Annotated in this window: 9 protein-coding genes and 2 rRNA genes; all 11 read left to right on the top strand. The window is 49.7% G+C overall.

Annotated features, from left to right (window positions below):
• Positions 1-204: 204 nt before the first annotated feature.
• The 11 genes from ACE3MZ_RS00280 to ACE3MZ_RS00330 all read left to right on the top strand — a co-directional run bounded on the left by ACE3MZ_RS00280 (position 205) and on the right by ACE3MZ_RS00330 (position 15,041).
• The gene (locus ACE3MZ_RS00280; RefSeq protein ID WP_411344591.1) at positions 205-2,010 is read left to right on the top strand and encodes an anthranilate synthase component I family protein; all 1,806 of its coding nucleotides are present in this window, start codon (positions 205-207) and stop codon (positions 2,008-2,010) included.
• On the top strand, positions 2,007-2,594 hold the full coding sequence (pabA, locus tag ACE3MZ_RS00285; protein ID WP_367064466.1) for an aminodeoxychorismate/anthranilate synthase component II: 588 nt from the start codon (positions 2,007-2,009) through the stop codon (positions 2,592-2,594). Before ACE3MZ_RS00280 ends, pabA begins: the two co-directional genes overlap by 4 nt.
• On the top strand, positions 2,591-3,487 hold the full coding sequence (gene pabC / locus ACE3MZ_RS00290; RefSeq protein ID WP_411344592.1) for an aminodeoxychorismate lyase: 897 nt from the start codon (positions 2,591-2,593) through the stop codon (positions 3,485-3,487). Before pabA ends, pabC begins: the two co-directional genes overlap by 4 nt.
• Positions 3,484-4,323 (top strand): dihydropteroate synthase, encoded by an 840-nt coding sequence (folP, locus tag ACE3MZ_RS00295; RefSeq protein WP_411344593.1) that lies wholly within the window; start codon positions 3,484-3,486, stop codon positions 4,321-4,323. The genes pabC and folP overlap by 4 nt, the downstream gene beginning before the upstream one ends.
• Positions 4,324-4,356: 33 nt before the next feature.
• Positions 4,357-4,719, top strand: coding sequence for a dihydroneopterin aldolase (gene folB, locus ACE3MZ_RS00300; RefSeq protein ID WP_411344594.1), 363 nt, complete (start codon positions 4,357-4,359; stop codon positions 4,717-4,719).
• A 10-nt stretch (positions 4,720-4,729) separates the two neighbouring features.
• Positions 4,730-5,263 (top strand): 2-amino-4-hydroxy-6-hydroxymethyldihydropteridine diphosphokinase, encoded by a 534-nt coding sequence (gene folK / locus ACE3MZ_RS00305; protein ID WP_411344595.1) that lies wholly within the window; start codon positions 4,730-4,732, stop codon positions 5,261-5,263.
• A 136-nt stretch (positions 5,264-5,399) separates the two neighbouring features.
• Positions 5,400-6,446, top strand: a complete 1,047-nt coding sequence (gene dusB / locus ACE3MZ_RS00310; protein ID WP_411344596.1) for a tRNA dihydrouridine synthase DusB — start codon at positions 5,400-5,402, stop codon at positions 6,444-6,446.
• A 423-nt stretch (positions 6,447-6,869) separates the two neighbouring features.
• Positions 6,870-7,346, top strand: coding sequence for a transcription elongation factor GreA (gene greA, locus ACE3MZ_RS00315; protein WP_411344597.1), 477 nt, complete (start codon positions 6,870-6,872; stop codon positions 7,344-7,346).
• Positions 7,347-7,585: 239 nt separating this feature from the next.
• A complete protein-coding gene (gene lysS, locus ACE3MZ_RS00320) occupies positions 7,586-9,124 on the top strand; it encodes a lysine--tRNA ligase (RefSeq protein WP_411344598.1) in 1,539 nt (512 codons plus the stop codon).
• Positions 9,125-10,288: 1,164 nt separating this feature from the next.
• Positions 10,289-11,841, top strand: a 16S ribosomal RNA gene (locus tag ACE3MZ_RS00325).
• Between the two features lie 272 nt (positions 11,842-12,113).
• Positions 12,114-15,041, top strand: a 23S ribosomal RNA gene (locus tag ACE3MZ_RS00330).
• The 16S and 23S rRNA genes sit together here, the layout of an rRNA operon.
• Positions 15,042-15,043: the final 2 nt, after the last annotated feature.

Consider the following 15,043-nt stretch of genomic DNA (forward strand, 5'->3'; position numbering starts at 1 on the left):
TGCGGATCAGTAGAAAGGTAGTATCTTCTCTGAACGACAGTTTGCAAAAGTCCTCCATCTCCGGTGTCACTTGACGCGGAATGGAGGATTTTTTATATCTTCCTATGACTTCATCCGTTCTTTACCCGTCTTGCCCTTCTCAAGTCCGCCACGCTTTAGTATACTAACGACTAACTACAGATGATCAGCTTGGAGGAACTACGTTTGACCAGAGGATGTATATCGTTACAGCAATGGCAGGTATGGAGCGAAGAAGGCTACAACCAGCTGCCCTATATTTTGCGTGTTCCATTGTCGGAGCAGCTGCTGCCAGAGAGCTGGGAAGTGTTATGGAGTGAACAGTTTCCTCATACCGTCTTGCTGGAAAATGGCAAAAGCGGACGTTACAGCTATATTGGTGTACAGCCAGTAGAATATCTGAGCGGCGATCTGACGAAAGGGCAATCGGTGATATTGCAACAGGGCGACCAGGAAGAACGACAACGCAGTACATCTACAGCAGTTGTAGAACCAGGTGACGATCCAGCGTATACGCCATCGCCAGATCAATTGATTGACAAAGACATTGAATATACAGGCAAACCACTAGATGTTCTGCGACAATGGATGTCTCGTTATCGCGCACCACGGGTGAAGGACGTGCCGCCGTTTACTGGTGGCATTGCCGGATTTCTCAGCTACGATGTAGCGCGCTCACTGGAGCGTTTGCCCAATCGGTTATCCAATGAATTGGAATTGCCGGAATATGGATGGCTTCGCTTTGATCAAGTATGGGTCGTCGATCATCAGGAGCGGTTATTGTATTGCTGTGTGCATACTCCATTGTTACAAAAAGAAGATGCGCGTGCTGAATCTACCCCAGCGGTTGGCATGAACATATCCGGTTCCACACATTCCAGCTCAACGGATACTACAGATTCAGAAGCGCAGCAGAATCAAACTCATGCTGCACATAACAGCAATGATGCCAGCTACACGTCAATCCATTTGGAACATGCGTATACAGAGGCAGCATCAGCCGCAGATCAAATGGCAGCGCAGTGGCAACAATGGCTGGAGCAAGCGGCACATATTCAATCAGCGGCGTCTCGTCAATTCTTTCTGGAGCAGCATCCACCAGCAACAGCTGATTCGCGCACGGATGCGTACGGATTTACGACTGATTTTCAACAAGCGGAGTTTGAGCAGGCAGTTTGTGCCGTGCAGCATTATATCCGTCAAGGTGATGTATTTCAGGTGAATCTATCACTACGCAGCCATCGCCAGATCAAGAGCACACCGGAAAGGATCTACGAATGGCTGCGTCTGACCAATCCGTCGCCATATATGGGCTTGCTTCGATTGCCGGGTTTCCAGCTCGTATCGGCTTCGCCTGAGCTACTCGTGTCTGTCATCGACGGTTCTGTATCTGCTCGTCCTATCGCCGGAACACGCCGCCGTGGCACAACAGAGCAGGAAGACCACGACATGGAGCAGGAGCTGCTGCATACCGAAAAGGAACGCGCCGAGCATATTATGCTGGTCGATTTGCAGCGTAACGATCTGGGACGCATTGCTCGCTATGGCACCGTACGTGTACCAGAGCTGCTGACGATTGAGCGCTATTCTCATGTGATGCATCTCGTCTCCGGTGTACAAGCAGAGCTGGCGGACAACAAAGATGTGTATGACGTGATCGCCGCTACGTTTCCGGGTGGTACAATTACCGGCGCTCCCAAGATTCGTACGATGGAGATTATCGAAGAATTGGAACATACCCGTCGTGGCGCGTATACTGGCTCCATGGGCTGGATTGACTATAACGGCAATATGGAATTAAATATTATTATCCGAACATTAACCATCCAAGATCGAATGACGTATATGCAAGCAGGAGCCGGAATCGTCATTGATTCGGAGCCTTATCGCGAATACCGTGAATGCTTTAATAAATCAAGAGCGCTGGCACGAGCGGTCATGCTGAGTGAACAGTATGATCAAGCCAAGCAGCAAGAGGAGGATATATCATGATACTTGTAATTGATAACTATGATTCCTTTACGTACAATCTGGTGCAATATCTGGGCGAGCTAGGCGAAGAGGTTGTCGTTCGCCGTAACGATGAGATCGATATGGAAGGCATTCGTGCACTGGCACCGGATCATATACTGTTGTCGCCGGGACCGTGTACACCGAATGAAGCGGGCGTCACGATTGATGTCATCCAAACGTTCAAAGGCGAGATTCCCATCTTTGGCGTCTGTCTCGGTCATCAGGCAATTGGTCAGGCATTTGGCGGCAATGTTATTCGTGCAGAGCGTCTGATGCATGGCAAGACGTCTCCTATTTTGCATGAATCCCATTCTGTTTTTGAGAATCTGCCGTCCCCGTTCACCGCTACCCGTTACCACTCCCTGATCGTTGAGCGCGAAAGTCTGCCAGATTGTCTGGAGATTACCGCTGAGACAGCGGAAGGCGAGATCATGGGTCTGCGCCATAAGGAATATCAGGTGGAGGGCGTACAATTCCATCCAGAATCCATCGTAACCGATCATGGTCATACCATTCTGCGCAACTTCCTCAGCCGCAAAGTGGACAAGCCTGCCAGCGTATGAATAACGTCAGTATAAATGGTGTGATTACACCGACAGAGCAAGCCGTGGTTTCCGTCATGGATCACGGCTTCTTGTATGGAATGGGGCTGTTTGAGACGTTCCGTACGTATCGCGGACGTCCTTTTTTATTGGACAAGCATATGCGTCGTCTGCAAGCAGGTTGTCAGTCGTTAGGCATTCAGTGGAATGAGACAGCCGACCAGGTGTGCCAGCAGATTGCTGAGCTGATGCAGGCAAATCAGCTAGCAGAAGCATATATCCGCTACACTGTCTCCGCAGGCGAGGACATTCTCGGTTTGCCATCCGGTCCTTATACACAGCCGACTATCGTTATCTACGCCAAGCCACTGCCGCTAGCTTTACAGGGCAATACACAAGAACGATTATCCGGCAAAAGCAAAGCATTGCGTCGCTTGCACACCGTTCGCAACACACCCGAAGGCGATATTCGGTTCAAATCGCTGCATTACATGAACAGCATTCTCGGCAAACGTGAACTAGCGCTGTACAATGACCAACCCTCTGCCTCCGTCGAAGGCTTGATGCTAACCGCAGAGGGACATCTGGCAGAAGGCATCGTCAGCAATTTGTTTTTCGTACAGGAGGATTGTCTGTACACCCCTTCGGTCGATACTGGCATTTTGCCCGGCATTACGCGCAGCTATATTATAGAGCTGGCAGAGCAACTGGAATTGCCAGTGGAAAAGGGGCTGTACAACTGGCAGCAATTACAGCGCGCCAACGAGATTTTTATGACCAATTCTATTCAAGAGCTGGTACCAATCACCGTGCTGCTGGACGATGATCATGAGATCCCTGTATCCGGCGGACAACCGGGACGGTGGACGACAGCTTTATATGAAGCTTATGAAAAGGAGGCTTGCCAACCGTGAAGCAGCCTGTACGATATACCCGCCAATACGATTTTGGCGCTGCCAGTCTTACACTGGATCAGACGACCAAGATCATGGGCATTTTGAATATTACACCGGATTCCTTTTCTGATGGTGGCAGTTATACATCAGTCGACACTGCCCTGCGTCATGCTATGCAGATGGCAGAAGAAGGAGCGGATATAATCGACATCGGCGGCGAATCAACTCGTCCCGGTCATGATCCGGTATCGGCTCAAGAGGAGCTGGATCGCGTACTACCTGTTATTGCCGCACTGCATCATGAACTACCGCAGCTCACCTTATCAATCGATACGTACAAAGCCGAAGTCGCGCGTCAGTCACTGCAAGCCGGCGCCCATATCGTCAATGACGTCTGGGGCGGCATGGCGGATGAGCAGATGTTTGCCGTTGTCGCAGAAGCGGGCTGCCCGTATATTCTTATGCACAACCGGTACGATATGGATTATACCGATGTGGCAGCTGACGTTTGTCGTGATTTGCAGCAGCGGATTGATCTGGCGCTGCAAGCAGGCATTGACGCTAATCATATCATTCTTGATCCCGGCATCGGTTTTGCCAAGCATGCACAGCATAATTTGGAGCTGATGCGCCGTTTGGATGAGCTGCATGTGCTGAAGTATCCCCTGTTGTTAGGCACATCTCGTAAACGATTTATCCGTTCCGTGCTGGACGCACCTGCGAACGATGTAGTTGAAGGCACAACAGCCACAACTGCTTTTGGCATTGCGCAGGGCTGCCAGATTATTCGCGTGCACGATGTACGCGCCAACAAGAAAATGGCAATGATGTGTGATGCCATGCTGCAATCCTGATTTCTCCCTACTATCTTCAAGGAGCTGAACGTTATGGACAAAATGATACTGACCCGGATGGAATACTACGGCTACCACGGCGTATTTGAAGAAGAACGCAAGCTCGGTCAACGCTTCTATGTCGATCTCGAACTAGAGCTTGATCTGTCCCGCGCTGGTCAAACCGATGATCTAAGCACAACGATCAATTACGCCGAGATTCATGAAAAGGTCAAAGACGTTGTCGAACAACAATCATTCCAATTGATCGAAGCACTCGCGGAATGTATTGCATCCACTTTGCTGGATGCTTATACTGGTGTACATGCACTGACCGTTGGAGTGACCAAGCCGCACCCGCCGTTTGATATTCATTTTCAGGGCGTGACCGTACAGCTGCGGCGTACACGAAAGTGAGCGTATGCAAGTGAGTAACCCATCATCTTCCTCTGATCACTCAGAGGCTTATATTGCTTTAGGCGCCAATCTTGGCGAACGTGAGCAGACATTGCATGAAGCGATTCAACGATTGCACCAGCATGATCATATCGACGTGCTGCGCTGTTCCGGTATCTACGAAACTGCGCCAGTTGGCTATGTGGATCAGCCTGCTTTTTACAATATGGTGATCGCCGTCCGCACTACTCTACAGCCGGAACAACTGCTGGACATCATGCTGGACATCGAGAACATACTTGGTCGTGTACGCGATATCCGCTGGGGTCCACGTACCGTTGATCTGGATTTGCTATGGATGAAGAACGTATCGCTGAATACGGAACGATTACAATTGCCGCATCCACGTATGTATGAGCGAGCTTTTGTACTGGTGCCGTTGCAAGAGATTGTACAGTCAGAGCAGACACCGCAACTAGCAGAAGATATTGCTTCTGCGCTGCACCTCATTCAAGAGCAGCAGCAGGATATCCGCTACGTGCACGCCTATAACGCTGCCCTTTAGTTCAAATTTGTAATATATAATGTAGAAAATAGCAGCGAATACTTGTTTAGATCTACCACAAGCGCCGCTTCCGTCGCTTAGTCTATACACCGTGTCGTCCCGTTTAGCGCTGCCAGTAAAAGGAGTGACTCATCCGATGCTAACAATCGGTGATATTCAATTAAAAAATCGCGTCGTCCTTGCCCCGATGGCAGGCGTCTGCAACCCGGCGTTCCGTCTGATCGCCAAAGAGTTCGGCACCGGTCTCGTATGTGCCGAGATGGTTAGCGACAAAGCCATCCTGCACGGCAATAAACGTACCCACGACATGCTATTCGTCGATGAGCGCGAGAAGCCGATGAGCTTGCAAATTTTCGGCGGTGACCGTCATTCCCTCGTCGAAGCCGCCAAAGTCGTCGATCAGGATAGCAATGCCGACATTATCGACATCAACATGGGCTGCCCAGCACCCAAAATCAACAAAATCGATGCTGGTGCACGCTGGCTGCTTGATCCGAACAAGATCAACGAAATGGTGGCCGCTGTCGTCGCCAACGTCAGCAAGCCCGTCACTGTCAAAATGCGCATCGGCTGGGATCACGATCATATTTACGTAATCGACAACGCTAAAGCCGTTGAAGCCGCAGGCGGTAAAGCGATCAGTCTGCACGCTCGTACCCGCCAGCAGCTATACACCGGTCAGGCAGACTGGTCCTACATCAAGCAGGCAAAAGAAGCTGTGTCCATTCCCGTCATTGGTAACGGCGATGTCATGACACCCGAAGACGCCAAGCGCATGTTGGATACGACCGGCTGCGACGGCGTGATGATCGGTCGCGGTGCACTCGGCAACCCATGGATGCTGTATCGTACCGTCGAATATCTCAAAACCGGCGAACTGCTACCCGACCCAACAGCGGAGGAAAAAGTACGCATTGCCATCCTGCATATGGATCGTCTCATCAATCTCAAAGGTGAACAGGTAGCGATGAGAGAGATGCGCAAGCATCTGTCCTGGTATTTAAAAGGGCTGAAAGGCTCTGCCAAAATCAAAGATTCCATCATGGAAGAAACGAAGCGCGATGAGATGGTACGTATCCTGCACAACTTCCTTGAGAATCAGCCCAGTCTGGCAGGCTCTGCTGCTGACTACGAAGCCGTTCCGTTTGTACAGGTACAATGCGCAACCCCAGCTTCAGTCTGAGTAGTAGCAACGATTATATATGTATCACCCAAAGCGGACTTTGTTATACGACGAAGTCTGCTTTTTCATGTATCATGTGAATGAATCCATATGATGAAGTTCACTCGGGTAGGGGAACAGGAGGCATTCAGAGCTCACGCTGCGTATAACTGCACATTTTCTACTATCAAGTTCAACTGTCATCATACTTACCAATTCAGATAAGTACATGCACAACAATAGACATCGAATCATACCGTTTATTTGCTTTACAGAAGGCAGTTTTTTGTCGGTTTTTAGGTTCTTCCGGCAGGGTCTGCCTTTTTGTTGACATTTCATTTTCATTCCAATATACTTTTGCAGTATAAATTTGCCTGAGTTAATGGTTGGATTTGATATAGCGAGTGGTTGAAAATTATTCACACGACAGGAGAATTGGTTAAGATGAGCGATAAAGAAGTCATTTTGACACAGGACGGTCTAAAGAAGCTGGAAGACGAACTCGAAAACCTCAAATCGGTTAAACGCCGTGAGGTAGCGGAACGGATCAAGATCGCCATCGGATACGGTGATATCAGTGAGAACTCCGAATATGAAGATGCCAAGAACGAACAGGCATTCATCGAAGGACGTATCATTACACTGGAGAAAATGCTGCGTAATGCACGGATTATTAACAGTGATGAGATTGATACAGATGCGGTGAGCATTGGTGCAACCGTTATCGTACAAGATCTGGAGTTTGGCGATACGATGGAATATACCATTGTAGGTAGTGCCGAATCCGATCCTTCTCAGAACAAAATCTCCAACGAAAGCCCGGTTGGCAAAGCAATCCTTGGCAAAAAGCAGGGAATCGTCGTAGACGTGAACGTACCTGCCGGCGTCATCCAGTACAAAATTTTGGAAATCAAAAAATAATAATGGTGTTACACACCATGATCCATTCGTAAAAAGCTTCCCCCAGGGGAGCTTTTTTCTTGAAATCTGACTGAAATTCATGAAAATATCCCGTTTTACGGATTTCAGTTTCAGGTCAAATCAAGTAAACTATACCTATGTGCGTATATCGCCGACAACGATAAGGATCGTTTTGGATTGTACAAGCGGTTGATAATCAAATTGCAAAAGCTATTTATTGAAGGAGTTGAATTTCAGCGATGTCTGATGAAACATTGAATCCCGGTCAGAACGAAGAGACCGTTATGAGCGAAAGCGAATTGAACGAAATGCTACAGTTGCGCCGGGCGAAGCTGGACGAACTACGAGGACTGGGTATCGACCCATTCGGTAAAAAGTACGTTCGCACAACCAATGCAGCCGAAGTGGTGCACACCTACGATACACTCACCAAAGAAGAGCTGGAAGAAAAAGCAGTAACCGTAAGTCTGGCAGGTCGCATCATGACCAAACGCGGCATGGGTAAAGCCAGCTTTGCACATATTCAGGATCTGAGCGGACGTATCCAAATCTACGTACGCAAGGATACCGTAGCCGAAGCACAATACGAAGCATTCAGCATTCTGGATCTAGGCGATATCGTCGGTGTCAAAGGAACAGTCTTCAAAACCAAAACCGGCGAGATGTCCATTAAAGTCAAAGAACTGGAAGTACTGACCAAATCTCTGCTGCCATTGCCGGACAAATACCACGGCATCAAAGACGTAGAGCTGCGTTACCGTCAGCGCTATGTCGATCTGATCGTGAACCCGGAAGTGCAGCATACCTTTATCACGCGTTCCCGTATTATCCAGTCGATGCGCCGTTACCTGGATTCGCTCGGCTATCTGGAAGTGGAAACGCCAACGTTGCATAGCATCGCTGGTGGAGCGGCAGCCAAGCCGTTTATTACCCATCATAATGCGCTGGATATGCAGTTATACATGCGCATCGCGATTGAGCTGCATCTGAAACGCCTGATCGTCGGCGGTTTGGAGAAAGTATACGAGATCGGACGCGTATACCGTAACGAGGGAATCTCCACCCGTCACAATCCAGAATTTACTATGATCGAGTTGTATGAAGCATACGCCGATTACAAAGACATCATGAGCCTGACCGAAAATCTGGTTGCTCATATTGCTCAAGAAGTGCTGGGTAGCACCGTCATCAACTATCAAGGTCAAGAAGTCGACCTGACTCCGCAATGGCGCCGTGTATCCATGGTCGATGCCGTCAAAGAAGTCAAAGGCGTAGACTTCGGCGTGCATATGAGCAATGAAGAAGCACAAGCACTTGCCAAAGAACATGGCGTAAAAGTCGAGCCACATATGACATTCGGTCATATTTTGAATGCTTTCTTTGAAGACTTCGTAGAAGAAACACTGATCCAGCCGACATTTATTACCGGACATCCGGTAGAAATTTCCCCACTGGCGAAGAAAAACGAAGAAGATCCACGCTTCACGGATCGCTTTGAACTGTTTATCGTTGCGCGTGAACACGCCAACGCATTTACCGAGCTGAATGATCCAATCGACCAGCGTCAGCGCTTTGAGGCGCAGCTGCAAGAAAAAGAACAAGGCAACGATGAAGCTCATGAGATGGACGAAGACTTCCTGCGTGCATTGGAATACGGTATGCCACCAACCGGCGGACTCGGCATCGGTGTCGACCGCTTGATCATGCTGCTTACGAATGCTGCATCGATCCGTGACGTTTTGCTGTTCCCACACATGCGCAACCAGTCCGGAGAATAAGCATCTCAATTGAGGCTTAACACAGCATAGAAGCCATGACGCTTACCATAAATGCCATATCACTTAGCATGTATGCCAAGAGTTATGAATATCATGAATTGAGCTCTATGTCACTCACAAATTAAGCTCTATGTCACCCATAAATCGAGCTGTATACCACTCACAGATTAAACGTGATGCTACTCATAGAGTCACCTATGATCATGACAGTATATGATCCACAAAACGCCCTAACGGAAAAAGGACATGACCCATCGTCATAACCACCGTCGACTCGACTAGGCGCTCAACAAGTAAGCTTCAAGTGATCATATCTCTATGAACTTTAAGTGGTCATAGCTCTATGAAGTAGACAGCAAAAACATGTACGTTTCCAATAGTCACAGTCTCATCAAGTAGACAACAAAAAAGTACATTCAAAAACGGTTACTCCCCAAAGATCTTTGGAGGAGTAGCCGTTTCGTTTGTTGTACAAACATTCCTCGTCGTAATACATCAGATAATGGCTCTTTTGTACTTCACTTCTTCTATACTATTGCTTCTCTATCATGAAGCCCTACCATCGAACGCTATCATCAAGCAGTCATCTCAACCCTCCCCCATTGCTACATAGCTGTACCCATTTGCGATCAAATTACGAGTAAGATTAAGTAATCTTCCCAAAGCAAAACATAACTGTTCCATATAAAGCTCATATACTATGTACGACTCTACATTAACTTTGAAAAGATAAAACAATTACAGCAATCATTGCTTCATATTGAATGGACAACAGCACAATCTAAAACAATAAAATAAGCACCGATTAAATTTACCTTTCACCCGATAAATAAAATTTATAAAAAAGCTTGTTTACTTTCAAAGTATGTGGTATTCTATAAATCTAGCGCGGTCAAGTAAGCTTGTCGTTGCGGGTTATCACCTGAATATGAGCTTCTATGTCATTCAGCTCCCATCAAACGGACTGAAAAATAACTTCAAAAAAAGTTGTTGACAGCAAGCTGGTGAGGTGGTAAGATATAAGAGTTGCTGCGAGAGACATCGCGGCACACGAAAGAGCTTGATCTTTGAAAACTGAACAACGAGTGAGTGAAGAACTTAGGTTCTTCAAAACATAGAGAACAGCAATGTTCTCGCCAGCAAGAAATGAGCAAGTCAAACACTTTTATGGAGAGTTTGATCCTGGCTCAGGACGAACGCTGGCGGCGTGCCTAATACATGCAAGTCGAGCGGAGTTAATAGAAAGCTTGCTTTCTTGAGACTTAGCGGCGGACGGGTGAGTAACACGTAGGCAACCTGCCCTTTAGCCTGGGATAACTACCGGAAACGGTAGCTAATACCGGATACTTTCGATGTCCACATGGACGACGAACGAAAGACGGAGCAATCTGTCACTGAAGGATGGGCCTGCGGCGCATTAGCTAGTTGGTGGGGTAACGGCTCACCAAGGCGACGATGCGTAGCCGACCTGAGAGGGTGATCGGCCACACTGGGACTGAGACACGGCCCAGACTCCTACGGGAGGCAGCAGTAGGGAATCTTCCGCAATGGGCGAAAGCCTGACGGAGCAACGCCGCGTGAGTGATGAAGGTTTTCGGATCGTAAAGCTCTGTTGCCAGGGAAGAACGTTTTCTAGAGTAACTGCTAGAGAAGTGACGGTACCTGAGAAGAAAGCCCCGGCTAACTACGTGCCAGCAGCCGCGGTAATACGTAGGGGGCAAGCGTTGTCCGGAATTATTGGGCGTAAAGCGCGCGCAGGCGGTCATGTAAGTCTGGTGTTTAATCCCGAAGCTCAACTTCGGGTCGCATCGGAAACTGGGTGACTTGAGTGCAGAAGAGGAGAGTGGAATTCCACGTGTAGCGGTGAAATGCGTAGAGATGTGGAGGAACACCAGTGGCGAAGGCGACTCTCTGGGCTGTAACTGACGCTGAGGCGCGAAAGCGTGGGGAGCAAACAGGATTAGATACCCTGGTAGTCCACGCCGTAAACGATGAATGCTAGGTGTTAGGGGTTTCGATACCCTTGGTGCCGAAGTTAACACATTAAGCATTCCGCCTGGGGAGTACGGTCGCAAGACTGAAACTCAAAGGAATTGACGGGGACCCGCACAAGCAGTGGAGTATGTGGTTTAATTCGAAGCAACGCGAAGAACCTTACCAGGTCTTGACATCGGAATGACCGGTACAGAGATGTACCTTTTCTTCGGAACATTCTAGACAGGTGGTGCATGGTTGTCGTCAGCTCGTGTCGTGAGATGTTGGGTTAAGTCCCGCAACGAGCGCAACCCTTATGCTTAGTTGCCAGCATGTAATGATGGGCACTCTAAGCAGACTGCCGGTGACAAACCGGAGGAAGGTGGGGATGACGTCAAATCATCATGCCCCTTATGACCTGGGCTACACACGTACTACAATGGCCGGTACAACGGGAAGCGAAGCCGCGAGGTGGAGCGAATCCTAAAAAGCCGGTCTCAGTTCGGATTGCAGGCTGCAACTCGCCTGCATGAAGTCGGAATTGCTAGTAATCGCGGATCAGCATGCCGCGGTGAATACGTTCCCGGGTCTTGTACACACCGCCCGTCACACCACGAGAGTTTGCAACACCCGAAGTCGGTGGGGTAACCGCAAGGAGCCAGCCGCCGAAGGTGGGGTAGATGATTGGGGTGAAGTCGTAACAAGGTAGCCGTATCGGAAGGTGCGGCTGGATCACCTCCTTTCTATGGAGAATCGTCTTCTGCAACGAAGACATTCAAATACGAAGCGGAATGCTTCAACCCCTCTTCGCAAGAAGAGGACAAGCCGGTCGGCTTGGAACTCACTCGTTGTCAGTTTTGAAAGAGCAACCACTCTTTCAAGTTGATCCTTGAAAACTGGATACCGAAACGAAACATCGCGTTTTAGAAAACTGTTCTTACTGGAAACTGTGTAAACAGGATCGGTAACGAAGAGTAATGATAGGTTCTTCTTTTGATAAGAAGACCACCAACTAGGTTAAGCTAGTAAGAGCACACGGTGGATGCCTAGGCGCTAGGAGCCGACGAAGGACGTGGCGAACAACGATAAGGCCTCGGGGAGCTGTAAGCAAGCGTTGATCCGGGGATGTCCGAATGGGGAAACCTCACTGGATTCATCTCCAGTGGCTCACATCTGAATACATAGGATGTGCAGAGGCAGACGAGGGGAACTGAAACATCTAAGTACCCTCAGGAAGAGAAAACAAGAGTGATTCCGTCAGTAGCGGCGAGCGAACGCGGAACAGCCTAAACCAAGAAGCTTGCTTCTTGGGGTTGTGGGACGTCTCTTTGGAGTGACAAAGGAATATGGTAGATGAAGAGGTCTGGAACGGCCCGCCGTAGAAGGTGAAAGCCCTGTAATTGAAAGTATGTTCCCTCCGAGACGGATCCCGAGTAGTGCGGGGCACGTGAAACCCCGTATGAATCTGCCAGGACCATCTGGTAAGGCTAAATACTCCCTAGCGACCGATAGTGAAGCAGTACCGTGAGGGAAAGGTGAAAAGGACCCCGGAAGGGGAGTGAAATAGAACCTGAAACCGTGTGCTTACAAAAAGTCAGAGCCCGATCTATGGGTGATGGCGTGCCTTTTGTAGAATGAACCGGCGAGTTACGTTCCCGTGCAAGGTTAAGGTGAGAAGCCGGAGCCGCAGCGAAAGCGAGTCTGAATAGGGCGACTGTAGTACGTGGACGTAGACCCGAAACCGGGTGATCTACCCCTGTCCAGGATGAAGGTACGGTAACACGTACTGGAGGTCCGAACCCACGCACGTTGAAAAGTGCGGGGATGAGGTGGGGGTAGCGGAGAAATTCCAATCGAACCCGGAGATAGCTGGTTCTCCCCGAAATAGCTTTAGGGCTAGCCTCGGAAGATGAGTCGCGGAGGTAGAGCACTGATTGGATGCGGGGCCCGCAAGGGTTACCAAGTTCAGTCAAACTCCGAATGCCGCAGACTTTATTCCGGGAGTCAGACAGTGGGTGCTAAGGTCCATTGTCGAAAGGGAAACAGCCCAGACCATCAGCTAAGGTCCCGAAGTGTGTGTTAAGTGGAAAAGGATGTGGAGTTGCCCAGACAACCAGGATGTTGGCTTAGAAGCAGCCACCATTGAAAGAGTGCGTAATAGCTCACTGGTCGAGTGACTCTGCGCCGAAAATGTAACGGGGCTAAACACACCACCGAAGCTATGGCTTGATGCATTCGCATCAGGGGTAGGGGAGCGTTGAATGAGGATTGAAGGTGTACCGCAAGGAGCGCTGGACATCATTCAAGTGAGAATGCCGGTATGAGTAACGAAAAGATCAGTGAGAATCTGATCCGCCGAAAACCTAAGGGTTCCTGAGGAAGGCTCGTCCTCTCAGGGTAAGTCGGGACCTAAGGCGAGGCCGAAAGGCGTAGTCGACGGACAACAGGTTGAAATTCCTGTACCACCGAAAGCCGCTATGAGCAACGGGGTGACGCAGGAGGGTAGTGACGCAGGCTGATGGATGCCTGTCTAAGCAGTGAGGCTTGTGTGTAGGCAAATCCGCACACTTCAAGGTCAAGCTGTGATGGGGAGCGAAATATATAGTAGCGAAGGTCATGATCTCACACTGCCAAGAAAAGCCTCTAGCCAGGAAGCAGGTGCCCGTACCGCAAACCGACACAGGTAGGTGAGAAGAGAATTCTAAGGCGCGCGGAAGAACTCTCGTTAAGGAACTCGGCAAAATGACCCCGTAACTTCGGGAGAAGGGGTGCCCCGGTAGTGTGAATAGCACGAGGGGGCCGCAGTGAAAAGGCCCAAGCGACTGTTTAGCAAAAACACAGGTCTGTGCGAAGCCGCAAGGCGAAGTATACGGGCTGACGCCTGCCCGGTGCTGGAAGGTTAAGGGGAGTGGTTAGTCTTCGGGCGAAGCTATGAACCGAAGCCCCAGTAAACGGCGGCCGTAACTATAACGGTCCTAAGGTAGCGAAATTCCTTGTCAGGTAAATTCTGACCCGCACGAATGGCGTAACGATTTGGGCGCTGTCTCAACGAGAGATCCGGTGAAATTTTAATACCTGTGAAGAGCAGGTTACCCGCGACAAGACGGAAAGACCCCATGGAGCTTTACTGCAGCTTGATATTGAACTGGGGTGCGATTTGTACAGGATAGGTGGGAGCCTTGGAAGAGGGAGCGCAAGCTTCCTTGGAGGCGCCGTTGGGATACCACCCTGATCGCATCTGAGTTCTAACCTAGTACCGTGATCCGGTACGGGGACCGTGTCAGGTGGGCAGTTTGACTGGGGCGGTCGCCTCCTAAAATGTAACGGAGGCGCCCTAAGGTTCCCTCAGAATGGTTGGAAATCATTCGAAGAGTGCAAAGGCAAAAGGGAGCTTGACTGCGAGACCTACAAGTCGAGCAGGGACGAAAGTCGGGCTTAGTGATCCGGTGGTACCGCATGGAAGGGCCATCGCTCAACGGATAAAAGCTACCCTGGGGATAACAGGCTTATCTCCCCCAAGAGTCCACATCGACGGGGAGGTTTGGCACCTCGATGTCGGCTCATCGCATCCTGGGGCTGAAGTAGGTCCCAAGGGTTGGGCTGTTCGCCCATTAAAGCGGTACGCGAGCTGGGTTCAGAACGTCGTGAGACAGTTCGGTCCCTATCTGTCGTGGGCGTAGGAAATTTGAGAGGAGCTGTCCTTAGTACGAGAGGACCGGGATGGACGCACCGCTGGTGTACCAGTTGTTCCGCCAGGAGCATCGCTGGGTAGCTACGTGCGGACGGGATAAGCGCTGAAAGCATCTAAGCGTGAAGCCCCCCTCAAGATGAGATTTCCCAAGTTTAGTAAGACCCCTTGAAGACGACGAGGTTGATAGGTTGGGGGTGGAAGTGCAGCAATGCATGGAGCTGACCAATACTAATCGGTCGAGGGCTTATCCAAGA

Origin of the sequence: Paenibacillus sp. WLX1005 (genome assembly GCF_046603685.1) — a bacterium.
Lineage (GTDB): Bacteria > Bacillota > Bacilli > Paenibacillales > Paenibacillaceae > Saccharibacillus.

What these genes read in the sequence shown, in the direction of transcription:
- pabA (WP_367064466.1), top strand. Translation starts at nt 2,007, where the DNA reads ATGATACTTGTAATTGATAACTATGATTCCTTTACGTACAATCTGGTG.
- pabC (WP_411344592.1), top strand. Translation starts at nt 2,591, where the DNA reads ATGAATAACGTCAGTATAAATGGTGTGATTACACCGACAGAGCAAGCC.
- folB (WP_411344594.1), top strand. Translation starts at nt 4,357, where the DNA reads ATGGACAAAATGATACTGACCCGGATGGAATACTACGGCTACCACGGC.
- dusB (WP_411344596.1), top strand. Translation starts at nt 5,400, where the DNA reads ATGCTAACAATCGGTGATATTCAATTAAAAAATCGCGTCGTCCTTGCC.
- greA (WP_411344597.1), top strand. Translation starts at nt 6,870, where the DNA reads ATGAGCGATAAAGAAGTCATTTTGACACAGGACGGTCTAAAGAAGCTG.
- lysS (WP_411344598.1), top strand. Translation starts at nt 7,586, where the DNA reads ATGTCTGATGAAACATTGAATCCCGGTCAGAACGAAGAGACCGTTATG.